The 23,230-nt window shown below is 53.4% G+C and carries 22 protein-coding genes and 1 other RNA gene; 22 read left to right on the top strand and 1 reads right to left on the bottom strand.

The annotated features are described in order from the left end of the window. The first annotated feature begins 803 nt into the window (after nucleotides 1-803). From hisS to BLP91_RS09825, 4 genes are all read left to right on the top strand, one after another. A complete protein-coding gene (gene hisS, locus BLP91_RS09840) occupies nucleotides 804-2,063 on the top strand; it encodes a histidine--tRNA ligase (protein WP_091570264.1) in 1,260 nt (419 codons plus the stop codon). 12 nt (nucleotides 2,064-2,075) lie between these two features. Further along, nucleotides 2,076-3,860, top strand: a complete 1,785-nt coding sequence (aspS, locus tag BLP91_RS09835; protein WP_091570261.1) for an aspartate--tRNA ligase — start codon at nucleotides 2,076-2,078, stop codon at nucleotides 3,858-3,860. Nucleotides 3,861-3,929: 69 nt separating this feature from the next. Further along, nucleotides 3,930-4,106, top strand: a non-coding RNA gene (gene ssrS, locus BLP91_RS09830) — 6S RNA. 132 nt (nucleotides 4,107-4,238) lie between these two features. Next, the gene (locus BLP91_RS09825; RefSeq protein WP_176757927.1) at nucleotides 4,239-4,847 is read left to right on the top strand and encodes a 5' nucleotidase, NT5C type; all 609 of its coding nucleotides are present in this window, start codon (nucleotides 4,239-4,241) and stop codon (nucleotides 4,845-4,847) included. Between the two features lie 236 nt (nucleotides 4,848-5,083). Here the strand turns inward: BLP91_RS09825 and BLP91_RS09820 are convergent, their stop codons facing one another. Continuing rightward, on the bottom strand, nucleotides 5,084-6,409 hold the full coding sequence (locus BLP91_RS09820; RefSeq protein WP_176757926.1) for an AAA family ATPase: 1,326 nt from the start codon (nucleotides 6,407-6,409) through the stop codon (nucleotides 5,084-5,086). A 128-nt stretch (nucleotides 6,410-6,537) separates the two neighbouring features. On the opposite strand from BLP91_RS09820, the gene BLP91_RS09815 reads away from it, so the two are divergent. From BLP91_RS09815 to mltG (BLP91_RS09730), 18 genes are all read left to right on the top strand, one after another. Then, the gene (locus tag BLP91_RS09815) at nucleotides 6,538-7,248 is read left to right on the top strand and encodes a YczE/YyaS/YitT family protein (RefSeq protein ID WP_245662224.1); all 711 of its coding nucleotides are present in this window, start codon (nucleotides 6,538-6,540) and stop codon (nucleotides 7,246-7,248) included. Continuing rightward, on the top strand, nucleotides 7,178-7,597 hold the full coding sequence (cymR, locus tag BLP91_RS09810; RefSeq protein WP_091570255.1) for a cysteine metabolism transcriptional regulator CymR: 420 nt from the start codon (nucleotides 7,178-7,180) through the stop codon (nucleotides 7,595-7,597). The genes BLP91_RS09815 and cymR overlap by 71 nt, the downstream gene beginning before the upstream one ends. Nucleotides 7,598-7,614: 17 nt before the next feature. Continuing rightward, nucleotides 7,615-8,763: a cysteine desulfurase family protein gene (locus BLP91_RS09805; protein WP_091570252.1), complete on the top strand. Its 1,149-nt coding sequence runs from the start codon at nucleotides 7,615-7,617 to the stop codon at nucleotides 8,761-8,763. A 163-nt stretch (nucleotides 8,764-8,926) separates the two neighbouring features. After that, nucleotides 8,927-9,646: a DUF998 domain-containing protein gene (locus BLP91_RS09800; protein ID WP_245662223.1), complete on the top strand. Its 720-nt coding sequence runs from the start codon at nucleotides 8,927-8,929 to the stop codon at nucleotides 9,644-9,646. Nucleotides 9,647-9,678: 32 nt separating this feature from the next. Further along, on the top strand, nucleotides 9,679-10,584 hold the full coding sequence (locus BLP91_RS09795) for an alpha/beta hydrolase (RefSeq protein WP_091570250.1): 906 nt from the start codon (nucleotides 9,679-9,681) through the stop codon (nucleotides 10,582-10,584). Nucleotides 10,585-10,617: 33 nt separating this feature from the next. Further along, on the top strand, nucleotides 10,618-11,379 hold the full coding sequence (locus BLP91_RS09790; protein WP_091570247.1) for an SDR family oxidoreductase: 762 nt from the start codon (nucleotides 10,618-10,620) through the stop codon (nucleotides 11,377-11,379). A 200-nt stretch (nucleotides 11,380-11,579) separates the two neighbouring features. Next, complete coding sequence (gene recD2 / locus BLP91_RS09785) at nucleotides 11,580-13,835, top strand: SF1B family DNA helicase RecD2 (RefSeq protein WP_091570244.1); 2,256 nt, start codon at nucleotides 11,580-11,582, stop codon at nucleotides 13,833-13,835. 64 nt (nucleotides 13,836-13,899) lie between these two features. Then, nucleotides 13,900-14,400 (top strand): PRC-barrel domain-containing protein, encoded by a 501-nt coding sequence (locus BLP91_RS09780; protein ID WP_091570241.1) that lies wholly within the window; start codon nucleotides 13,900-13,902, stop codon nucleotides 14,398-14,400. Nucleotides 14,401-14,419: 19 nt separating this feature from the next. After that, the gene (locus BLP91_RS09775) at nucleotides 14,420-14,617 is read left to right on the top strand and encodes a hypothetical protein (RefSeq protein WP_091570239.1); all 198 of its coding nucleotides are present in this window, start codon (nucleotides 14,420-14,422) and stop codon (nucleotides 14,615-14,617) included. Between the two features lie 18 nt (nucleotides 14,618-14,635). Next, nucleotides 14,636-14,860: a hypothetical protein gene (locus BLP91_RS09770; RefSeq protein ID WP_091570236.1), complete on the top strand. Its 225-nt coding sequence runs from the start codon at nucleotides 14,636-14,638 to the stop codon at nucleotides 14,858-14,860. Nucleotides 14,861-15,022: 162 nt separating this feature from the next. Next, nucleotides 15,023-16,093 (top strand): AI-2E family transporter, encoded by a 1,071-nt coding sequence (locus BLP91_RS09765; RefSeq protein ID WP_091570233.1) that lies wholly within the window; start codon nucleotides 15,023-15,025, stop codon nucleotides 16,091-16,093. A 329-nt stretch (nucleotides 16,094-16,422) separates the two neighbouring features. Then, nucleotides 16,423-19,062 carry an alanine--tRNA ligase gene (alaS, locus tag BLP91_RS09760; protein WP_091570321.1) on the top strand — a complete coding sequence of 880 codons (2,640 nt, stop codon included), beginning with the start codon at nucleotides 16,423-16,425 and terminating at the stop codon, nucleotides 19,060-19,062. Nucleotides 19,063-19,172: 110 nt separating this feature from the next. Further along, nucleotides 19,173-19,415, top strand: coding sequence for an IreB family regulatory phosphoprotein (locus BLP91_RS09755; RefSeq protein ID WP_091570318.1), 243 nt, complete (start codon nucleotides 19,173-19,175; stop codon nucleotides 19,413-19,415). Between the two features lie 32 nt (nucleotides 19,416-19,447). Next, nucleotides 19,448-19,873, top strand: coding sequence for a Holliday junction resolvase RuvX (ruvX, locus tag BLP91_RS09750; protein WP_091570230.1), 426 nt, complete (start codon nucleotides 19,448-19,450; stop codon nucleotides 19,871-19,873). After that, entirely contained in the window at nucleotides 19,866-20,201 is a 336-nt protein-coding gene (locus BLP91_RS09745) for a DUF1292 domain-containing protein (RefSeq protein WP_091570227.1), read from the top strand. The genes ruvX and BLP91_RS09745 overlap by 8 nt, the downstream gene beginning before the upstream one ends. Further along, nucleotides 20,201-20,512, top strand: coding sequence for a DUF1292 domain-containing protein (locus BLP91_RS09740; protein ID WP_091570225.1), 312 nt, complete (start codon nucleotides 20,201-20,203; stop codon nucleotides 20,510-20,512). Before BLP91_RS09745 ends, BLP91_RS09740 begins: the two co-directional genes overlap by 1 nt. A gap of 88 nt (nucleotides 20,513-20,600) precedes the next feature. After that, nucleotides 20,601-21,644: an endolytic transglycosylase MltG gene (mltG, locus tag BLP91_RS09735; protein ID WP_091570222.1), complete on the top strand. Its 1,044-nt coding sequence runs from the start codon at nucleotides 20,601-20,603 to the stop codon at nucleotides 21,642-21,644. Between the two features lie 132 nt (nucleotides 21,645-21,776). Continuing rightward, entirely contained in the window at nucleotides 21,777-22,814 is a 1,038-nt protein-coding gene (gene mltG / locus BLP91_RS09730) for an endolytic transglycosylase MltG (RefSeq protein WP_176757925.1), read from the top strand. The last annotated feature ends 416 nt before the right edge of the window (nucleotides 22,815-23,230 follow it).

The raw sequence follows: 23,230 nt of genomic DNA, 5'->3' as shown, positions 1-23,230 counted from the left end.
ACGAAGCGGATTTTCCTGCCATTCCGACGGGGATGCCGCTTCGTTTTTATTATACGTATAATAGCGCTCTTTGAAGCCCTTCTGCTCTCGCTACCCACCATTGCTGATGCAGAGGGGGCTGAAACCAGTCAAAAAGCGAGAAGAGATTGCGGATTTACGAGAGTGTGACTGCTTTCAAAATTGTTGCGGGAAAAAGCATGGACACCGTCGGCATGCATCCGATGGGAGCAGCGTAGAATCCAACCTGAACCTTTTGTCTAAACGATTAAAAAATGGATATAGAGCAAGCCTTTCGCTCATGCGTTGCAAGGTGGCGGGTCTGTCTGAACGTAAAATACGTCACATGAAAGTAGCTATCGTCAGACTTTGCAGGTGAAGTTTTTATGGATGAGGGGATCCTCCTGCAAAAACTTGACTCCACTCGTTCACAAATAAATCCTTGACTTTTGGGCATCCATCCCGTAGAATTCTGACTCAACAACCGCTTTTGCCATACCTTAAGCCGATGAAGGGAAAAGTATCCGGTGACCGGGCATGTTAGAGAGGGAGCGTCATAGGCTGCAAGCGCTCCTTGCCGAAGGACCGGAGAAAGACACCTGGAGGTTCCGGAGCGAACTCCCCCCTGGGACAGTAGATCCGGACGTTTACCGGGCGATATACCGGTTTGAAGTGGGATAACGGATGGTCCGTTTTCCAATCAAGGGTGGCACCGCGGGTAGATTTGCGAAACCAATCTCTCGTCCCTGACAACCGGGTCAGTGGCGGGAGATTTTTTATATCTCGGAGATAAGGAGGCGGAAGCTGTGAAATTTCGGATTCCCCGGGGAACGCAGGACTTGTTGCCCGGTGAGGTGGAAAAGTGGCAGTACGTAGAAGAGAAAGCCAAGGAGCTTTGCCGCCGCTACCACTTCTCAGAGGTTCGAACTCCTGTTTTTGAACAGACATCCCTGTTTCAGCGGGGTGTGGGTGAGACGACAGATATTGTGGAAAAGGAGATGTACACCTTTGAAGACCGGGGCGGCCGCAGTTTGACCCTCCGTCCGGAAGGGACGGCTTCGGTGGTCCGCTCTTTCGTAGAAAACAAATTATATGCGGACACACCGCCGACAAAGTTGTACTACATCGGCCCCATGTTTCGCTATGAGCGTCCTCAGGCCGGCCGGCAACGACAGTTTCATCAGTTTGGTGTAGAAGTGTTCGGCACCGAAGAACCCGATGTCGACGCGGAGATCATCGATCTGGGCTATCGTTTTTACCGAGCGACCGGCCTTGCCGACGTCAAAGTGGAGCTGAACAGCGTCGGGTGTCCCCGTTGCCGTCCCGTCCATCGGGAGGCATTGGTCGAATACCTGACCCCTCACAAGGAGGAGCTCTGCAAGGATTGCCAATCCCGGTTAGAGCGGAATCCGATGCGGATCCTCGATTGCAAAAACGAAAGCTGTCATCGGATAACCGAGGGAGCGCCCAAGGTGATCGATTTTCTCTGCGATCATTGCGGACCTCACTTTGATTCGGTGAAAGAGGCTCTGGAGCTCCTGGAAGTGCCTTTCCATGTAAACACCCGGCTGGTGCGGGGGTTGGATTATTACACCCAGACCGCCTTTGAATTTGTGTTGGAAGGAAAAGGGGGCGGCTCCCTCGGAGGCGGCGGCCGCTACAACGGTCTGGTGGAAGAGGTGGGTGGCCCCGAGACGCCTGGAATCGGCTTTGCTGTCGGTCTGGAACGGGTGTTGATGGCGTTGGAACAGCAGGAGGTGGAGCTGCCCTTGCAGACCGGAGTCGACTGTTTCCTGGTCACTCTGGGTGCCGAGGCCAAAAAACACGGCGTTACCTTGCTGAAGCAACTGCGTGAGGCCGGCCTTTCCGCGGAGCGGGACTACCTCGATCGTAAGATGAAGGGGCAGATGAAGGCGGCGGACCGTGCTCGAGCAGCCTACGTGGCCATCCTGGGAGAAAACGAACTGGCGGAAAACCGGGTCAAGGTGAAAAACCTGGCCACTGGTGATCAGGAGACGATCCAGCTGGACAAACTGGTCGATTACATTCGTGATGTGAGCAAATGAGGAGGAGAACAGATGGAGTCCAACTATAAAAGCCATTCTTGCGGTGAATTGAGACAGACCAACGTCGGTGAGACCGTTGTGCTGAACGGGTGGGTTCAAAAACGACGGGACCTGGGCGGGCTGATCTTTTTGGATCTGAGGGACCGCTCCGGAACGGTCCAGGTGGTTTGCAACCCTGAGGTGTCCGCAGAGGCGGCGGAAATTGCAGATAAAGTTCGCAATCAGTATGTACTGGCTGTCCGGGGTGAAGTGGTCGACCGCTCGGAAGAGACGGTCAATCCGAAAATCAGCACGGGCAAGATTGAGGTGTTCGCGCAGCAGGTGGAGATTCTGAACGAATCCCACACGCCGCCCTTTGATCTGACCGACGATACAGAGGTGGAAGAGACCACCCGTCTTCGCTATCGCTACCTGGACCTTCGCCGGCCTGTGATGCAGAAAACCATGATGCTGCGCCACCAGGCGATGCAATGGGTTCGCAACTATCTCGACCAACGGGGTTTTATCGAAGTGGAGACACCGATGCTGACCAAAAGCACACCGGAGGGGGCGCGGGATTATCTGGTGCCCAGCCGGGTCCACGAAGGGGAGTTTTACGCACTGCCCCAATCCCCGCAGATCTTTAAACAGTTGTTGATGGTCTCGGGAATGGAGCGCTACTTCCAGATTGTCCGGTGCTTCCGGGATGAGGATCTCCGGGCGGATCGGCAGCCCGAATTTACCCAGATCGACATTGAAGCCTCCTTTCTGTCGCCGGAGACCCTGTTCAGCATGATGGAAGAGATGGTGGCAGGGTTGTTCCGTGAGACGATCGGCGTGGAAGTGGAGCGTCCTTTCCGCCGTATTCCCTACCGTGAAGCGATGGAGCGCTACGGTTCCGATAAACCGGATCTTCGCTTCGATATGGAGCTGGTAGACTTGACCGAAACCTTGCGGGAGAGTTCGTTTAAGGTATTCAGCTCCGCCATCGCCAAAGGGGGGCAGGTGAAGGCGATCAATGTGAAAGGGAAAGCCGATTGGAGCCGCAAAGAGATCGATGAATGGAATGAGACGGCGCAGCAATTGGGAGCCAAGGGGTTGGCCTGGGTCACACTGAAGGAAGAGGGAGCCAAAGGGCCGGTGGCCAAATTCTTGTCGGAACAGGAGTGGCACGATGTGCTGAAGGCCACCGAGGCGGATACCGGTGACCTCCTGTTCTTCGTGGCCGACCAGCCTCAGAAGGTCGCTCACATCCTGGGCGAACTTCGCGTACGCCTGGCTCGAGAGTTGGATCTGATTCCCGAGGATGTATACAAATTTGCTTGGGTGACGGAATTCCCCCTCGTCTCTTACGATGAAGAGGAGGGACGGTATGTGGCTGAACACCATCCCTTCACCTCCCCGGTGGAGGAAGATATTCCGCTGTTGAAAACCGATCCGTCCAAGGTGCGGGCGATGGCCTATGACATGGTGCTCAATGGCTTTGAGATCGGGGGAGGCAGTCAGCGCATCCACCGCCGGGAGGTGCAGGAAGCCATGTTTAACGCCCTCGGTTTCACCATGGAAGAGGCGAAGGAACAGTTTGGCTTCATGATGGAAGCTTTTGAATATGGGGCCCCGCCCCACGGCGGAATCGCCTTCGGTTTCGACCGGCTGGTGATGTTGTTGGCAGGCAGAACCAATCTGCGTGAAACGATCGCTTTCCCCAAAACCGCCAACGCTACCTGCCTCATGACCGGAGCGCCCTCTCCTGTCTCCCAGCACCAACTGGATGAACTGCATATTGCACGGCGAAAAGGAAATCCATCTAAAAAGTAAGAAAAAGGGTTTTCTAGGTCACTTCCCCTTGATCGGGTCGGATCTGTGTGTTAACATATAAACACAAAAAGAGCCCTGTGATGTACGTGAACCACCGAAAGTTTTGAGCCAACACCAACACAAAGGGAGCCCGGTGTCACCTGTGGGCGCGAAGGCCCCGCTAGGGACTCGTAAACTCAGGTGCAGGGCACCCACCTGCCGAGAGCAGGTTCAAAACTGAGGGAGCCACGGCATAATGGGGCTCTCCTTTTTATTGTCACATGAAGTCCCAATATTTGGAATATTGGACAGGCCGATGATTGCCGATAATGCGCCGCTCGCGTGGGATAATAATGGTTGGTATGGACTTACTGGAAGATATATGGGAGTTGTCAAATGATGAAAATTGGAGTGGATATCGACGGGACGATCAAAAAGACGCAGGAGGCGGCCGTTCACTGCTTTAATGATGAGCTGAACCGCTCGGTTCGCTGCGAGGATGTAAAGGAATTTCACCTGGACCGGGCCTTTGGTTTAACCCCGCAACAGGGGCGAAAGCTGTGGCGCAAGTTGGAAGCGAAAATATACAGCCTGGGGGTTCCGCTGGAAAACGCCGCTTCGGTGTTGCAAGATCTGCGTCAACAAGGACACGAAATCTACTTTATCACCGCCCGCCCAGAGCTTCCCAAGGTGTCCCAGGTGACCGAGGAGTGGCTAATCCAGCACGGATTCCCTTACGACGGGGACAACCTTTACATGGGGGCTCAGGATAAGGCGAAGGTGGCAAAACAATTGGGAGTCAACCTCTTTTTTGAAGATGCCCCCAAACACCTGGACCGACTGCTGGAGGCCGGCGTGCCGACGGTGGTGATGGATGCGGTGTACAACCGCCAATATGAGGGTCGTCTTCCCCGGATCACCGGATGGGATGAAGCTTATGAATGGATTGAACGGCAGAAAACCGTGATGGCGGGAGAGGCTGGCATGGACGAGAAACGCTGGAGTTAATGGCAGGTGGATATGGGTTGACTGAAAGAACGACTATGCACCCATGGATACCATGGAATGGATGGGCTGTCGCCCGAAGGTGAGATGGGCACGAAGTGAGCGGTGAGAGGGGTGCTCTATGGAGTGCAGTCGCACGGTGCGGCCTGGGCGCCGCTCCTTTACAATCGATCTAGAAGCGTTACGTTGGGGTGATCGCTATCTATTAAAAAATCCCGCCACCGGCAGGGCGGGATCAGTTATTGGGAAGGTGTTTTCACCCAGCGGATAAACTCCTTCAATTTCTTTTCATATCCGATATCCGTGGGGTGATAAAAGGTTTTTCCGCGGTGCTCGTCGGGGAGGTACTGCTGCTGGACATACCCTCGGGGAAAATGGTGGGGATACAGATAACCTTGTCCTCGCCCTTGGTCTTTCGCCCCGCGGAAATGGGTGTCCCGCAGATGTGCGGGCACATCCCCGCGGGATTCTTTTTTCACGGCCTCCATCGCCTCGTTAATGCCCCGGACGACGGCATTGCTCTTCGGAGCGGTGGCAATGTAGATCACCGCTTCTGCCAGAGGGATCTGAGCCTCCGGCAATCCGATGTGTTCGACGGCCTGAGCTGCCGCTGCTGCGATCGTTAAAGCGCGAGGATCGGCCATGCCCACATCTTCAGCAGCGTGGATAAAGACCCGCCGGGCGATAAAGCGGGGGTCTTCGCCGGCATGGATCATCTTGGCTAAATAATAGAGGGCGGCATCGGCATCGGAGCCGCGCATGCTTTTAATGAAGGCGGAGATGGTGTCATAATGCTGGTCTCCGCCTTTATCATAGCGGACCATTTTTTGTTGGATGGACTCCTCCGCCACCTCCAGCGTAATCAGACGGATGCCGTCTTCGCCGGGCGGAGTAGTGGTAACTGCCAGTTCCAGCGCATTGAGGAGATTACGGGCATCTCCGCTAGCCACTCGCACCATATGTTGAATCGCTTCCTCCTCGGCCTGGGCCCTATAATGGCCGAGGCCCCGCTCTTCGTCAGTGAGAGCCCGGTCGGCCAGCTCCTTTAATTCTGCTTCTGAAAGCGGCTGCAACTGGAATATGCGGGAGCGGGATAAGAGTGCTGAATTGACCTCAAAGGAAGGGTTTTCCGTGGTGGCCCCGATCAGAATGATCGTCCCGTCTTCCACGTAGGGAAGGAGAGCATCCTGTTGCGACTTGTTAAAGCGGTGGATCTCGTCGATAAACAACAGGGTGCGCTGGCTATACATTCCTAGGCGTTCTTTGGCCTCCTGGGTCAGGCGGCGGATATCCCCTACACCGGCGGTGACAGCGTTTAATTGTTCGAAATGGGCCTGACTCGTATTGGCGATCACTTTGGCCAAGGTGGTTTTTCCCGTTCCCGGAGGACCATAGAGGATGATCGAGGAAAGCTGATCCGCCTCGATCGATCGGCGCAATAGTTTCCCGGGTCCCAAGATGTGGGACTGTCCGACCATTTCGTCCAGGGTACGGGGCCGCATTCGTGCCGCCAGCGGCGCTTTTTTCTCTTTTTCCTGTTCCTGTCCGAAGTCGAATAGGTTCATAATCACCCTTCTTCCCTAAGTCTCTGGGGTGTATTGTACCTCATGTGGCCAAAGGTTGCGACCGGTCTGTCGTCAAATGGTTGCCTATGATAAACTAACCATTAGTGTATCACAAAGAAGGGTTGCGATTGAGAAAAAGGGAAATCAATTGGTGCTCGGTTGGGATTCGCTGGGGTGCCTTTTTTGCGGGGATGTGGGTGATGGCGTTGGGGATCGCTCTCATGATCCGGGCTCGATTGGGACTGGCCCCTTGGGATGTGTTACACATGGGGCTGGCCAATGTGACGCCGCTGACAGTGGGAACGTGGCTGCAATTAGTCGGTTTGGCGGTGATCAGCTTGGCTTCCATCATCGCCCGTCGCTGGCCCGGGCCTGGTGCGGTTCTCAATATGCTTTTGGTCGGCTTGTTCGTCGATTGGTTTCTGCAATCGGAGTGGCTGTTTGCACCGGAAACCCTTTATGGCCGGTGGCTGGCGCTGTTGTCCGGTTTGGTGCTGATCGGGGTAGGAAACGGCCTCTACATCGCTCCCCGCTTAGGTGCCGGTCCTCGGGATGCTTTGGTGCTGGTGTTGGCGGACAAGCTGAGTCTGTCCATCAGCTGGATTCGGGTCCTGCTGGAAGTGAGTGTTCTCGCGGCCGGTTGGCTTCTCGGCGGCCCGGTATTTGTGGGAACGTTACTTTTCTCCTTATCGATTGGACCGATGATGCAACTTTCGATACAATTTTGGGAGAAAATGATAAAACAGTGGCTGGGAAGAGGTGTTGGGATTGAAGGTGTCCACCAAAGGACGTTACGGCCTCACCATCATGATGGATTTAGCAGCGAGGTACGGGGATAAGCCCACTTCCCTGAAAAGTGTGGCGGAACGCCATTCCCTATCGGAACATTACCTGGAGCAATTGGTGGCCCCGCTACGAAATGCCGGTTTGGTGAAGAGTGTGCGAGGTGCGCACGGGGGATACAAACTGGCTCGCTCTCCGGAAGAGATTACAGCCGGGGATGTGATCCGGGTGTTGGAAGGCCCGATCAACCCCGTTGAATTTCACGAGGAGGAGGATCGGGGACGTCGGGAGCTGTGGCGCAGGATTCGCGACGCGATCACCGACGTGCTGGATCATACCACCCTGTCTGACTTGAACCGTTATTCCACTGAAGGGGACCAGGATTCCTACATGTTTTACATCTAAATTGAAGGTGAAGGAAAATGGCCATTTATCTCGATCATGCGGCAACGACACCGGTTCATCCCGAGGTGAAGGAAGCGATGTTGCCGTATCTTGAACAGCAGTTTGGAAACCCCTCCAGCATCCACGGTTTCGGCAGGGAGATCCGGAACGCCGTGGATCGGGCAAGGGATCAAATCGCTGGTGCTCTTCACGCTGCACCTGGGCAAGTGATTTTCACCAGCGGCGGAACGGAGGCAGACAACCTGGCCCTGATCGGTGTAGCACGGGCTTTACGGGAACAGGGAAAAGACCATGTGGTCACCACTCAGATTGAACATCATGCGGTCTTAGACACTTGTGAGTTTCTGGAGGAGATCGGTTTTCGGGTGACTTATGTCCCGGTCGATGCCACCGGACTGGTCTCCATGAACGAGTTGCGTCAAGCGGTGGATGACCGGACGGCCCTGATCAGCGTCATGTACGGAAACAATGAGGTGGGTACGTTGCAACCGGTGGAGGAGATCGGGGCCTTCGCCCGGGAACAGGGGATCCTGTTTCATTCAGATGCGGTTCAGGCCTTCGGGGTGGAGCCCCTGGATGTACAGCGTCTGCCGGTGGACCTCTTGACTATTTCCAGCCACAAGATTAACGGCCCTAAAGGAGTGGGCGCTCTCTATGTGGATCGGGATGTACCGCTCCGCCCCTTAGCTCATGGGGGGCAGCAGGAGCGGAGACGACGGGCTGGAACGGAAAATGTTCCCGGAATCGTCGGCTTCGGTCGAGCGGCCCAGATAGCTATGGGCAACCGGGAACAATACCGGGAACATACCTCTCGTTGTCGTCAGGCGATGCTGGAGGAGTTGGAATCTGCGGGGGTAACCTTCACTGTCAATGGCCACCCGGAACGTCATCTTCCCCACATTCTGAATCTCAGTTTTCCTGGGGCGGATACGGAAGTGATGTTGATGAATCTGGATCTGGAGGGGATCGCCTGTGCCAGCGGTTCCGCCTGCACTTCCGGCACCTTGGAGCTCTCCCACGTGCTGAAGGCGATGCACCTGCCGGATGAAATTCTCCGCTCCGCCATCCGGTTCAGCTTTGGCCGGGGCAATACAGAGGAAGAGGTGCGGCAAGCCGCCCAAACCATCGCGGCAACGGTGAAGCGATTGACGGAGCAATCGAAATGAGGTGTCCCCCTGCAAAAAGGGCAGGGGGCTTTATATCAATGCAGAAGGACTTGGATCCTGATAAAGCAGCGGAGGGTTGTCCAAATGGTGGCCGGAATCCTATGGTTGGAAACTTCATTTATAAGATCGCGCTCGTTTACCATGATGAAAATGTGAGGTAAAAGTGAGTCCATATTTCACTTATTTTTTAATGTCTGCATTAACGATTATGATCATTTGTTTGGTTGTGCGGCTACGAAATCATCGTGTGATCACTTTGAAAATTGGTTTGATATCTTGGATATCATTAAGTGCATATTTTATTATCGAGTACCTGGTCATTCGAGCGACGACTGCTCCCTACAATTTTCTTAAACAGCCAATGAGTGACCTTGGGGTGACCACTTGCGGCACAGATACATATATACTCGCAACTTACGAGATCTGTTCACCCTATCATCTACTGATGAATTGGACCTTTACGTTTACAGGCATTGCCATTTTTACGGGTGCGATTTTTTTACACCGAATCTGGCCCGATAATCAACAAAGCAGAACTGCCACCGCTTTGTTTGTCATCTATGGATTGAGCTACACCATTTCTGGGATCGTTCCTGCTGATGTGAATTTTCTTTGGCATACCCTTGGTTCTCTTCCGGGGATGGTGGTTCAAATTCCCGCATTGATCATGATTGGGCTTGCGATTCGTAAGAAAATGCCAAAATTATCGCTTTGGACCTTCGTTTGTGCGCTAATTACCACATGTGCCCTTATCCTTGCGTTTTTTCAGCCCTTTATTGACCTTCCAGGTGGCCTTTTACAACGAATACTTTATGGATCCGTTTTTTTATGGATGACCGTCACTGCGATGGTTCTTTGGCCAAAAAAATCTGAAGACGGATGAACCGTTCTACAAAAAACAAGGAGGTAGGTATCATGGCGAGCCGTGAAAGTCAGATTGTTCGACAATATTTGCAAAAGGCGAAGGAGCGGTCGCAAACCGGAAAGGAGACTTCCATTGAACAGAGGCGTAAAGAAGCGGAACGGATGTTGGGTGGGGTGCCGCTGGATCCAGATGTGAAGGTCGAGAAGCTGAACGTGGAGGGGATCCCCGCCGAGTGGGTCGTGGCTCCTGATGCTGTCGAGGAGCACGTCTTTCTGTATCTCCACGGGGGTGCGTACATACTGGGCAGTTGTGAGACCCACAGAGAATTGGCGGCCCGACTTTCCCGGGCAACAGCGACTCGTGTACTGGTTATCGAGTACCGGCTGGCTCCGGAACATCCGTATCCGGCTGCGGTGGAAGACGCAGTTACAGCTTATCGATGGCTTCTTTCCACCGGTGTTTCCCCTGAACAGATTGTCGTCGGTGGAGACTCGGCAGGCGGGGGGCTTTCCATGGCGTTGCTGCTTTCCTTAAAAGAGGCAGGAGAACCGCTGCCCTCCTGTGCCGTTCTCCTTTCGCCCTGGACAGATATGGAGGGAACAGGGGAGTCGATGAAGAGCCGCGCGCACAGGGATCCATGGCTGGAGCCGCAGTCTGTGCGGGCTACCTCCACCTTGTATACTCAGGATTTGGATCCGCGACATCCGCTCGTCTCACCGATCTACGGGGATTTGCAAGGGTTGCCTCCTCTGCTGGTACACGTTGGAGAGGATGAAATTTTGCTCGATGATTCTGTGCGACTGGTGGAACGGGCACGTGACGCGGGAGTCGATGTCACGTTTAAAAGATGGGAAGAGATGTGGCATGTTTTTCAAGGTTTCGCTGCCAAGGTACCGGAGGGGCGCCAGTCCATTGCGGAAATCGGCGAATACGTAGCGGATAAGCTTAGCTCGTAAACTTTGATATATGGCATTCCAGGAGGCATCTTGATGAAACTGCAAGATCAAGTGGCTGTCGTTACAGGGGCCGCGTCTGGTATGGGGAAGGCAATCGCTGAGTTGTTTGCAAAAGAAGGTGCCAAGGTGGTTGTCGCCGACCTCAATCTGGACGGAGCGAGACGGGTGGTAGAGGAAATCGAGGGGCAGGATGGAACCGCCCAGGCCGTCCACGTGAATGTGGCTGAGGCGGAAGCGGTCGAAAAGATGATTGATACAGCGGTCAACCAGTATGGAACATTGGATATCCTTGTGAACAATGCCGGTATTTCAGACAGCATGGAGCCTGTCGGTGATATCGATGATGAGAAGTGGGATCTCATTTTCGATATCAATACCAAAGGGGTGATGCGTGCCACTCGGAAAGCCTTGCCCATCTTTTTAAAGAAACAACGGGGTATCATTATCAATACCGCCTCCACCGGGGGTTTAAACGGAGCTCATGCCGGGGCGGCCTATACAGCATCCAAACATGCGGTGATTGGATTGACGAAAAATACCGGGTTTATGTATGCGGAAAAAGGGATTCGTTGCAATGCCATCGCTCCTGGCGGAGTGGCAACAAACATCGTATCCAGCATGAAAGATATCAATCGTTTTGGTGCGAGCCGTACTCAATTGGGACAGGCAGTCATGCCGCGCATCGGAAAGCCGGAGGAAATCGCACAGGTTGCGCTGTTTCTGGCATCCGATGACGCCAGCTTTATCAACGGGACGGTGATCACAGCAGACGCCGGCTGGACGGCCGCCTTTTAATCCGGCCTATCAGCAGCCTTTTATTTTGTCCATCTCTGACAGATGGACTTTTTTATTGTAGCGGGATGAGAGGGATAGGCTGATTCAGCGGCCATCTGCCTCCTTATTATGTCCGAGTATCGATCGGGTACCGCTGGCATCGGCCTATGAATCCTTCTATACTGGAAAGAGAACATCCGATCGGTCAGAGGTGCTGTCAGATGGATCAACCGGGTTTGGACTTGTTTGAAGGGGAGGGATATCTGAAGGGTTCCCTCGTCCAAGAAATCTTTTATAACGAAGAGAACCAGTACGGGGTTTTCCTGTTGCGGGTATCGGAGACCTCGGAAGAGTTAGATACCGATGAAGTGGTTGTGGTGGGCAACATGGTTTTACCCCACCCGGATGAGACGGTGAAGGTCTACGGAGAGTGGAAAGAGCATCCCAAATACGGCCGGCAATATGAAGTGCGGCACATGAAGAAAGAGCTGCCCAGAACCCGGGAAGCGGTGGTCAAATACTTGTCCAGCGGACTCTTTCCCGGAGTGGGGAAGAAGACAGCGGAGAAGATCGTCGATTATCTCGGTCCTGCCGCTCTGGAAAGGGCGACTGATCCCGAAGTGCTGCTTCAGGTGCCAGGCCTGTCAAAGAAGCGGGCGCAAACGATTGCGGAGGGTTTGCAGGAGCATCGGCTGTTGGAGCAAGCTTTGGTGCAGCTGTATCAATATGGCCTCGGCCCGGCGACGGCGTTGAAGGTGGTGCAGACTTACAAAGAGCAAACGATGCAGGTGATCCGGGAAAATCCCTACCGCCTGATTGAAGAAGTAGAAGGAATTGGATTTCGTCGAGCGGATGAAATTGCACGAAAGAGCGGGATGGCTTTAGACGCTGCGGAGCGATTTCAGGCAGCCGCCCAGTTTGCTTTAAGGGAGTCCTGCCTCTCTCAGGGTCATGTGTATGTGACGGCTGAGGAGTTGAACCGTCAGATTGACCGCTTGCTCTATCCCCAAGCAGAAGCAACCTTTCCTTACGAAGAGCGGGAGCGGCACCTGGAGTACTTGATCGAGGAAGAGCGGATCATCGAAGACCATGATAAATACTACCTTCCGTCCCTCTTTTATGCCGAACACGGGGTGGCGGTCCGGGTGCGGGACTGGTTGGATCGCGATCGGGAGCCAACCCCAGCCCATGAGATGTACCGAGCTGTCGGGGAAGTGGAAGAAGCGCTTGGGGTTTCCTATGCGGAGCGGCAGCGGGAAGCGATGATCCAGGCGATGGATTCCCCTCTGATGGTCTTGACCGGAGGGCCGGGGACGGGGAAAACGACAGTGATCAAAGGGATCTGTCATCTGTTTGCCAAGCTGCATGAATGTTCCTTGGACCCGGCGGATTACGAGGCTTCGGAAAAACCTTTTCCCGTTCGGCTGGCGGCCCCGACAGGCCGGGCGGCCAAGCGGATGAGCGAAGCGACGGGTCTGCCGGCCATGACCATTCACCGGCTGCTGGGGTGGAAGGGGGAGTTCTTTGAGCGAGACGCCGATCACCCGATCGAAGGATCGCTGCTGATCGTCGATGAAGTGTCGATGTTGGATATTTGGTTGGCTAACCAGCTGTTTCGCGCGGTGCCCCGGGACATGCAGGTGATCCTGGTCGGTGATGATGATCAGCTGCCATCCGTAGGGCCGGGACGGGTATTGCAAGATCTGTTGGCTGTCTCTCACATTCCCCGGGTGGAGTTGACCGACATTTACCGGCAGGAGGAAGGTTCCTCCATTGTTCGCTTAGCCCACCACCTGAAAAGCGGACAAACGCCGGAGGATCTCATGCACCCCCAACCGGATCGCCGCTTTTTTCCCTGCAGTCGGGATCAAACGGTGGATGTGGTACTTTCCACCTACCGACAAGCGATCAAAAAGGGGTACACTTTGTTTGATGTGCAGGTTCTGGCACCGATGTACAAAGGTCCAGCCGGTGTCAATCGGTTGAATGAAGAATTGCAGCGGGTGATCAATCCGCCGGATTCCGGGCGCAAGGAATTGAAATGGGGGGAGACGGTGTTTCGGCATGGGGACAAAGTGCTTCAGCTGGTCAATCACGTGGAACATCCCGTCTATAACGGGGATATGGGGAAAATTTCAGCGATCGACGAAAAAGCCGGCAAGGATGATCCTGTGCTCTGGGTGCAGTTTGACAAACAGGAGGTTCCTTACAAAAGAAGCCAGCTCAACCAGCTCTCCCTCGCTTATGCTTGTTCCGTCCATAAGGCACAAGGTTCGGAATTTGCCATTGTGATTTTTCCTGTCTTGATGGCTTACCGGCGGATGTTACAGCGCAATTTGATCTACACCGGGATCACCCGTAGCAAATCTTACCTGATTTTGTGCGGGGAGCGGGATGCCCTGGATTTTGGAGTGAAACGACAGCGGAGGGAAGAGCGAAACAGCCAACTGACGGAACTGATTGTCCGGGAATGGTAAGCATCCCCCAGCATGGAGACGGCCCCCCAAACCATACTAAAAACAGCGGAAGGAGTGAGGTTCCTTGCGCAGATCTCAGGATGTCATCGGGCTTCCGGTCATTCACGTCAGGACGGGGAAGCGTTTGGGGGCGGTACGTGATATTCTGTTTAACGGACAACAGCAGATGGTCGGGTTGTTGTTGGAAAATGGGGGCTGGGTTCGGCGGGGGCGATTTCTCCCCTTTGAACGGATCGGCTCCCTGGGAACCGATGCGGTGATTGTGGACAGCGAAAGCGACATCCACCCTTTGAATCAGCTGGAGGAAGATTGGCACGGTCTTCTGACCGGACAGCGAAAGCTGAAGGGTCGGCCGGTGGTGATGTCCAACGGCCAGGAGCTGGGGATGGTGGAAGACGTCTATTTTAGGGAAGAATTGGGAACCCTGATGGGGTACGAGTTGTCCGGTGGATTTATCAGCGATCTCACCGAAGGGCGGAAAATGTTCCGTCCTGATGCTCCCCTAACCTGGGGAGAAGATGTGCTGATCGCCTCCATGGCCGGGCAGCCGGTTCAGGACGTCTAAATGAAAGCGAGGAGTATCGATGCTTCGCTGTCCCAATTGCAATACCCACGACTTGGGAAAAGTCGGTTCCAACCAGTTTTATTGCTGGGGATGTTTTATCGAGCTGACGCTCGAAAACGGGAAAGTGGCCTCCATTTACCAGGTGGAGGAAGACGGAACATTGAGTTCGCTGAATGACCTGTTCCTGGACAGCAGCCAGGATTCCTTATCCATGTAGCCAGGAAGGGGGATTCCCATGAAACGGTCGATCCTTTCCGCCCTTTTGATCGGATCAGCGGCCACCATCCTGTACAGCCGTTCTAAGAACGGTCGCCGCCGAAATCTGTTGGACAAAATCACCAACAGCGACCTGATCGGGCGTCAGGCCAAGCGGTTGCGTAAGTTGGGCATGAACAAAGCCTTTCGTCGAACGATTTCCGATATGTTTCGGCATGGGCTGATGCGTCGTTTTGTCCGCTGATCTTGCCCCGACCTCACGATCCCCCCTTACCCTTTTTATGTCAAGACGGGATTCGGCCGATGACCAGAAGACCCTCGGATTTTCCGGGGGTCTTTGATTTGTTGGGTAGACCTGGGAGGTTGGACATATACTGATGGAGAAACGGTTGAGGAGGTGGGCTTGATGGATCGTCCGACGCAAAGTCGTTGGCTGGGGACGGCTTTGCTGGTCCTTGCGGTATTGGGGATTCTTTTTTTGCTGGTCCAGATCAAACCGCTTCTCCATTCCCTTTTTGTATTTGCCAAAGCGGTAGTGGGTCCCTTTGTGGTGGCCGTCATCATCTCATACCTTCTAAATCCGATTGTCAATCTGTTGGCCAATCACTCCGTTCCCCGTTCCCTAGCGGTCCTTTTGATCTATTCTTTGTTCATCGGTGCGATTTGCGTCATTCTGATCAATCTGGTTCCCCTTTTCCACATCCAATTGCGGGAGTTAGCCGAACATCTGCCGGAATGGAATGCCCGCGTCCAATCCTGGATCGACCAATACAACCACAGCAAAGACGCCCTGCCGGAAACCCTTCGTCAGGGATTGGAGAAGTCGCTGGACCGGATGGAGGGAAGTGTGAGCGATGGGATCGGTAACATCATGAGTTCCTTGGGGACCACGATCAACCAGCTTTTCCTGGCTGTGATCGTTCCCTTCCTTGTGTTCTACATGTTGAAAGATGTGGATGTGATCGAAAAAACGCTAATCACGCTGTTGCCGATTCGACGACGCAAGGATGTTCTCCGTCTGTTTCGGGATGTGGATGAAGCTCTGGGCAATTATGTGCGAGGTCAGCTGATGGTCTGTCTTGCCGTCGGCATTTTGGCATATATCGGTTACCTGATTATCGGATTGCCCTATGCATTGATTTTGGCGCTTGTGGTGGGTATATTCAATGTGATCCCGTACCTCGGTCCCTTTTTTGGTGCGGTGCCGGCGTTGATGGTCGCTCTCTCCCTCTCCAAGGAGATGGTGATCGCCGTGATTATCGTCAATCTGGCGGTGCAGATGCTGGAAGGAAACGTCTTGTCTCCGCAGATTGTAGGAAGGACTTTGCAGATGCATCCCCTGTTTATCATTTTTGCCCTGTTGGTGGGAGGGGAGCTGGGAGGGATTTTCGGCCTGATCTTAGCGGTGCCCTTTTTTGCCGTCTGCAAAGTGATTGTGGAACATGTGGTCGACCATCTTTCGAAAAAAACGACCTGAACCCTTGTCAACAGGTTTGAACAACCCCTGTTTCGTAGTATAATGAGGCATAACAACCTGTGAAACGGACATTCAAATGCGATGACGGAACCGAAGTAGACCGTTCGTCCGGAAAGAGAGGGAGGTCCGCGGCTGAAAGACCTCCACGGTTGCGGCGGTTGAAGGCCAGTTTCCTGAGCGCGGGTGAGACCAAGCCCGCCGGCGCCCTAGCCGTTATTCTGTTGAGGGACCCCTGGTTGACGGGGGTAATCGGGGTGGTACCGCGGGAACCTTTCTCGTCCCGGAATGGGATGGAGGGGTTTTTTTATTTTCTAAAAGGAGTGATCACGATGAAAGGGAATGAGATCCGGCGGAAGTTTCTCGATTTCTTTCAGGAAAAGGGGCATCGAGTGGAACCCAGCGCTTCCCTGGTGCCGGTGGATGACCCTTCCCTGTTGTGGATCAACAGCGGGGTGGCCACACTAAAAAAGTATTTTGACGGGCGGGTGAAGCCGGAAAATCCCCGCATCGTCAATGCACAAAAATCGATTCGGACCAACGATATCGAAAACGTAGGCTATACCGCCCGCCATCACACGTTCTTCGAAATGCTGGGCAACTTCTCCATCGGAGATTATTTTAAGGAAGAGGCGATCCTGTGGGCTTGGGAGTTTTTGACCGACCCCAAGTGGATGGGGATGGATCCGGAACGCCTCTCGGTCACCATTCATCCGGAGGACGACGAGGCGCTTTCCATCTGGCATCGACAGGTAGGCATCCCGTTGGAGCGGATCGTCAAGCTGGAGGAAAACTTTTGGGATATCGGTGAAGGTCCCAGTGGTCCCAATACGGAGATCTTTTACGATCGTGGAGAGGCCTTCGGCGATTTGTCCGATCCGGAGTGTTATCCTGGTGGGGAGAACGAGCGGTTTTTGGAAATTTGGAACCTGGTGTTCTCTCAGTTTAATCACAATCCTGACGGGAGCTATACGCCGCTGCCCCGGAAAAATATTGATACCGGCATGGGGCTGGAGCGGATGGCGTCTGTGATGCAAAATGTGCGGACCAACTTCGACACCGATCTGTTTCAGCCGATCATTCAGGTGGTCTGCACGGAAGCTGGGGTTCGCTACGGAGAAAGCCAAGAGGTGGACACCGCCCTCAAGGTGATCGCCGATCACATTCGTACTCTGGTTTTCGCCATCGGCGATGGGGTGACTCCTTCCAATGAAGGCCGTGGTTATGTGCTTCGCCGGCTGTTGCGGCGAGCGGTCCGGTTCTCCCGCACCTTGGGCATCCACAAAGCCTTTCTCTATCGTCTCACTGACGTGGTAGCGGAGATGATGCAGGATTTTTATCCGCAACCCCTACGAAAGAAAGGGTTTATCCAACAAGTGATCCGGAACGAAGAAGAGCGTTTTCTGGAAACCTTGTCCGATGGTTTGCATATATTAGAAGGGATGGTCTCCCGGCTCAAAACGGAAGGGAAGACCCAAATCAGCGGCCGGGACGCCTTTACCCTATATGATACTTACGGTTTCCCGGTGGACTTGACCGAGGATTTTGCCCGGGAGCAGGGGATGACCGTGGATACCGAAGGTTTTGAGCAGGCGATGAACGAACAGAGGGAACGTGCCCGGGAGGCCCGGCAAGATGCCGGCAGCATGAAGGTACAGGGTGGCGCGCTCTCCGATTTGGATGTGGATACCACCTTTGTTGGCTATACGGAACGGGAAGTGGATACCCAGGTGGTCGCCATCATCCACCAGGATCAGCAGGTGGATGTGTTAGGAGAAGGAGAGACCGGCCTCGTCCTGCTGGGAAAAACCCCCTTCTACGCAGAAAGCGGGGGTCAGGTCGCTGATCGTGGGGAAATGATCACATCCCAGGCCCGTCTCGTAGTGGAAGATGTGCAAAAAGCTCCTCAGGGGGACCATGTGCATCAGGTTCGTGTGGAAGAGGGGACGCTTCATAAAGGGGATACCGTCCAGGCCCGCATCGAAGACCGCCTCCGTGACGATATCGTAAAAAATCACACGGCAACCCACTTGCTGCACAAAGCGTTGAAAGAAGTAGTGGGGGATCACGTCAACCAAGCTGGCTCTCTGGTCGCTCCGGATCGGTTGCGGTTTGACTTTACCCATATTGAGACCCTTACCGAAGAGCAGAAACGGGATGTGGAAGAGCGCGTCAACCGGCAGATCTGGATCAACACCCCGGTGGAAATCAAGGAGATGCCCCTGGAAGAAGCCAAGGCGATGGGAGCGATGGCTCTTTTCGGCGAAAAATACGGAGACTGGGTCCGTGTGGTTCAAGTGGGAGACTACAGTACGGAACTGTGCGGTGGGACCCACGTGCGGCAGACCGGAGAGATCGGCCTGTTCAAACTGATCTCCGAAGGGGGGATCGGCTCTGGGATCCGCCGGGTGGAAGCGGTCACCGGACGCTATGCTTACCGGTTTATGGAGGAAAAGCTTCAAGTGCTGGAAACTGCCGCCCACCAGTTGAAGACGTCGCCTGATGAACTACCTGACCGCATCACCACCTTGCAAAGTCGCATCAAAGAAATGTCCAGGGAAAACGAATCCCTCCGTTCCAAACTGAATCACCTGGAAGGACAACGTCTGGTGGACCGCGTGGAAGATGTTGACGGAGTGCCGTTATTGACTGCCAAAGTGGATGTTCCCGATATGGACACCCTCCGCCAGATGGTGGACGACTTGAAAAATCAGCTGGAGCAAGGGATCATTGTCCTCGGTACCGTCAACGGGGGCAAAGTTCAATTGGTGGCCAGCGTGTCTTCCGATTATGTACAGGCCGGATATCATGCCGGAAAACTGGTAAAAGAGGCTGCCACCCGCTGCGGCGGAGGTGGCGGAGGGCGCCCCAACATGGCCCAAGCCGGGGGCAAACAACCAGAAAAGTTGGATGAAGCCTTGGATGCGGTGGCAGATTTCATCAGGGAACACAACGTAAACAGCGCTGACTGATGGGATCTGTTGGGATCAGAAGAAAGGAAATCCAGCAGAAAAGGCGAATGGGAAACCACAAGGTGGTCAATAGATAGAAAGAGGTGTTGAACGTGTCGCTGGATAAGACTATGAAGTTCGACTTCCGTGATGATGGACAAGAAGCGGATCCTAAAGAGGTTCTGTTGACCGTGTACGCCGCTTTGAAGGACAAGGGTTACAATCCCATCAACCAGTTGGTCGGTTATCTGCTTTCCGGCGATCCAGCTTACATCCCCCGACACAACAATGCCCGCGCCTTGATCCGCAAATTGGAGCGGGACGAACTGTTGGAGGAACTGGTGAAGACTTTCCTGGATACCAACCGGGATTAAACAGATGAGAACCTCAGGAAGCGGTGGAATACGTGAAACGGATCATGGGACTGGATGTGGGGGAAAAGCGTATGGGGGTGGCCATTAGCGACCCGATGGGCTGGACAGCCCAGGGGGTGGACATGGTTCGCCGCGACCAGCCTGATTGGCTAAAACGGTTGCAAGAGCTGATCGAGCAGTATGAGGTGGATAAACTGGTCGTGGGTCTTCCGCGCAATATGGATGGATCGATCGGTGAGAAGGGGCAGATATGTCAAGAGCTTTCTCGCCAGTTGGAGGAACGGTTTTCTATTCCTGTGGAGCTATGGGATGAGCGGCTGTCCACGGTTGCTGTGGAACGGACCTTGATCGACGCCGATATGAGTCGCCGCAAACGGCGGAAAGTGATTGACCAGATGGCGGCTTCCTGGATCCTGCAGGGATACCTGGATGCCCAGAGGAGGAATAGAGATGTCTGAGAACGGAAACCATGAACATGAACACCAACACGAAACAGTGTTGATCAGTAACGAGGATGGCCAGCAAGAAACCTTTGAAGTCCTTTATCGCTTCGAACGGGATAACGGGCAAAAGTACATTCTGTTGATTCCTGCCGAACAGGTAGAGGAAGCCGCCGAGCAGGAAGAAGGGGAGCCCGTCGAGCAGGAAGTGTACGCTTTCCGCTATGAAGGGGAGGGCGAAGACATTCAGCTGATCCCGATCGAGAATGATAAAGAATGGGATATGGTGGAAGAAGTGCTCAACACCTTAGCCGATGAACTGGATGATGAAGAGGATCATAGGTGATGACGGTGAATGTGCGGGATGAAAAGATCAAAAACCTGAATACATTGGAGACAGAGTTGGGACAAGAACTGATTCTTGTAGATGAAGAAGATGTGAATCGGGAGTCCCGCCACCGGTTGATTCGGGAGCTGGAAGTAGATGGGCAGCATTATGCCGTGCTCGGGGGATTTGAAGAGGACGATCCCGATGATGCCTACATCTTTCGGGTGACCGAGCACCAGGGGAATCGGCGTCTGGAACATGTGGATGAGGACAGCGAGTGGGACCAGGTGGCCGACGCTCTAGACGAGATGCTCTATTTTGATGAATGATGTCGATGAACGGGGGTTTTCCCCGTTTTTTTTATTGCCACATGTGTTAAGATGATAGGGGCAAAACCGGAGAGAAGGAGTACAGCGGATGAAGTGGCTGATGCGCGGTATTTATACATTGATCCTTTTTGCAGCATGGTCAGCCCTGGCCTACCTTTATATTGATTACTCTCTCGGTTCCCCCCAGCGGTCCGAGTCTGTTCAAGTAGAAATCGAACCGGGTGCTTCAACGGCGGATATCGGTCGGTTGTTAAAAAAGGAGCACCTCATCCGAAATGATTGGTTTTTTAGTACCTATGCGTGGATCAGCGGAAATTCCCGGGGGTTGAAAGCGGGGATTTATGAAATTCCTCCGGAAATGGACGTGAACGGCATCCTGGAGATGATCACCCAGGGGAAGCAAAACACCATTTCCGTCACCATCCCTGAAGGATACACGGTGGAACAGATCGCAGAGCGGATGGAAGAAAATACGCAGGTGACCAAAGAGCAGTTTATAAAAGCGGTGGAAAAGAAGGATTATGATTACGCTTTTCTCAAGGAGATCCCGGAGAATCCGAAGCGGCGCTACCGTCTGGAAGGTTATCTGTATCCCAGCACCTATAATATTCCGAAAAGGGCTACAGCCACCGATATGGTCAATATGATGCTGGGGCAGTTTGAAAAGAAAATGAAGGAACACGGCGTTCTCCAAAAATTGAAACAAAAAAACCTGACGTTGGACCAGTGGGTGACGATCGCTTCCATTGTGGAACGGGAAGGACAAGCGAAGAAAGAGCTTCCCAAGATTGCCGGAGTGATTTACAATCGACTCAATCAAGAGATGCGCCTGCAAGTGGACGCGACCGTCCAATACGCCCGGGGAAAGCAGAAGGCCCGTCTTTCCTATGATGATTTAGAAGTGGAAAATGCTTATAACACCTACCGAAACGATGGTCTGCCACCGGGGCCGATCGCCAATCCCGGAGAAAAGGCGCTTGTGGCCGCGATCGAACCAGATAAACACAGCTATCTCTATTATGTGACCAAGAAAGATGGAACAGGGGAACACTATTTTGCCGAAACCTTTGAAGAGCACCGCAAATATAAGGCACTGAGCGTTGAGAAACAGAGCTCAAACAGCAGAAGGTGACAAACAGAATCCGAGCTTGTTGAATTGACAGATGGCGAGTGAGTTGCCAATCAACCCGAGGGACATGTACAATTTCATAGAGTTATGGTCAGGCACATAGACGAAACTCATCGGGAGAGGAAGCAACGACAGATGAACTGGACTTTACGCATTTTGTTAACCATTCTTCTTTTGACCGCTGTCTCTGTGATCGGGTATTTTTATGTCGATTACAGCTTGACTCCCCGTGATATCGACCGCCCGACGGAGGTGGAGATCTCTACCGGCGCTTCTGTGCTAGCGGTGGGAAAAACGCTAGAAGAGAAGGGCTTGGTGAAAAATGAATGGATCTTTGCCGCTTATGCCTACTTAAAAGGAGAGGCCAAGGATATAAAGGCAGGGGTTTATGAGGTGCCTCCGGGGGCGGATGCGAACAAGATCTTAGATATTTTCACCGATGGTTCCCAAAGCGTGATGCGTTTGGTGGTTCCGGAAGGGTATACAGCGGAACAGATCGCCGCGAAGTTGGAGGAGAAGGGGATCGATGGAGAGGCTTTTCTGAAGTCGGTGGACCGGAAGAGCCGGAACCGTTTTCTCTTAAATCGAATTCCAGTGGAAGCGGAGCGGCGCCATCGTCTGGAGGGTTACCTCTTCCCGATCACATACAATCTTCCCAAGGATACAGAACCTTCCCAGCTGGTGGATAAAATGTTGGAACAGTTTCGTCGCCATATGGAGCGAGAGGGCTACCTGTCAGACCTGAAAGAGCGGAATCTGACTATGGATGAATGGGTCACCATCGCTTCTATTATCGAAAAGGAGGCGAAGGTCCCGGAAGAATATCCTCGGATTGCCGGCGTTATCTATAATCGGTTGCAAGCGGGGAAAAAACTTCAGGTGGACGCCACCGTCCAGTACGCCCTGGAAAAACGGAAACAGCGCTTGCTCTATAAGCATTTAGAGGTGAAAAGTCCCTACAACACTTATCTATACAAAGGGTTGCCGCCGGGGCCCATCTCCAATCCGGGCAAACTGGCGCTCAAGGCGGCTCTTCATCCGGAAGAACACGATTATTTCTTTTATGTCACCCGCAAGGACGGCACCGGCCGCCATTATTTCGCACGAACCGAAGCGGGTCACAACCGCAACATCAAACGGAGCGAACAACAAGCAAAAAAACAACAAAATTAACCGTAAAAAACACTTTATCCAACCGCCTCTCCTGTTATTGGAGAGGCGGTTGTTTCTGTATTCACTGTATAAAACATTTTGTGACCGAAAGGAACTTGTCTGGTCTTCCAGAAAGGGCCAATGCCCGGAACGGTGAACGATCTCCATGTGGTCATGGGGCACGATTCAACTGGTGCTGATAAGAGAGATCAGCATCAAGTGACGGACATGCTCACTTACCTTATACAGATGATCCGTATTCCTGCGATGTTTGGTCTTTTGATATGGATGACTACCATCTGTGAACGGTGAGTGACGACAAGGCTTTACGGGCCTTTTCAGATGGAATGATCCTGTGAAGAAATGACCCGCAGGTTAGGAAATATATTGAAAATATATTATAAATTGCTTAAAATGGATGGGGAGTGATTTTTCAA

The sequence above is a fragment of the Melghirimyces thermohalophilus genome, assembly GCF_900102685.1.
Classification (GTDB): Bacteria; Bacillota; Bacilli; order Thermoactinomycetales; family DSM-45169; genus Melghirimyces; species Melghirimyces thermohalophilus.
The sequence above is the reverse complement of the archived record's forward strand: the minus strand, read 5'-3'. Positions and strand labels throughout refer to the sequence as shown.

Excerpts from the sequence above, each read along its gene's own strand:
- mltG (WP_176757925.1), top strand. The coding sequence starts at position 21,777 with ATGAACTGGACTTTACGCATTTTGTTAACCATTCTTCTTTTGACCGCT.
- alaS (WP_091570321.1), top strand. The coding sequence starts at position 16,423 with ATGAAAGGGAATGAGATCCGGCGGAAGTTTCTCGATTTCTTTCAGGAA.
- BLP91_RS09820 (WP_176757926.1), bottom strand. The coding sequence starts at position 6,409 with ATGAACCTATTCGACTTCGGACAGGAACAGGAAAAAGAGAAAAAAGCG.
- BLP91_RS09755 (WP_091570318.1), top strand. The coding sequence starts at position 19,173 with ATGAAGTTCGACTTCCGTGATGATGGACAAGAAGCGGATCCTAAAGAG.
- BLP91_RS09790 (WP_091570247.1), top strand. The coding sequence starts at position 10,618 with ATGAAACTGCAAGATCAAGTGGCTGTCGTTACAGGGGCCGCGTCTGGT.
- BLP91_RS09745 (WP_091570227.1), top strand. The coding sequence starts at position 19,866 with ATGTCTGAGAACGGAAACCATGAACATGAACACCAACACGAAACAGTG.
- BLP91_RS09805 (WP_091570252.1), top strand. The coding sequence starts at position 7,615 with ATGGCCATTTATCTCGATCATGCGGCAACGACACCGGTTCATCCCGAG.
- BLP91_RS09770 (WP_091570236.1), top strand. The coding sequence starts at position 14,636 with ATGAAACGGTCGATCCTTTCCGCCCTTTTGATCGGATCAGCGGCCACC.
- BLP91_RS09775 (WP_091570239.1), top strand. The coding sequence starts at position 14,420 with ATGCTTCGCTGTCCCAATTGCAATACCCACGACTTGGGAAAAGTCGGT.
- mltG (WP_091570222.1), top strand. The coding sequence starts at position 20,601 with ATGAAGTGGCTGATGCGCGGTATTTATACATTGATCCTTTTTGCAGCA.
- aspS (WP_091570261.1), top strand. The coding sequence starts at position 2,076 with ATGGAGTCCAACTATAAAAGCCATTCTTGCGGTGAATTGAGACAGACC.
- BLP91_RS09765 (WP_091570233.1), top strand. The coding sequence starts at position 15,023 with ATGGATCGTCCGACGCAAAGTCGTTGGCTGGGGACGGCTTTGCTGGTC.
- BLP91_RS09825 (WP_176757927.1), top strand. The coding sequence starts at position 4,239 with ATGAAAATTGGAGTGGATATCGACGGGACGATCAAAAAGACGCAGGAG.
- BLP91_RS09795 (WP_091570250.1), top strand. The coding sequence starts at position 9,679 with ATGGCGAGCCGTGAAAGTCAGATTGTTCGACAATATTTGCAAAAGGCG.
- BLP91_RS09740 (WP_091570225.1), top strand. The coding sequence starts at position 20,201 with ATGACGGTGAATGTGCGGGATGAAAAGATCAAAAACCTGAATACATTG.
- recD2 (WP_091570244.1), top strand. The coding sequence starts at position 11,580 with ATGGATCAACCGGGTTTGGACTTGTTTGAAGGGGAGGGATATCTGAAG.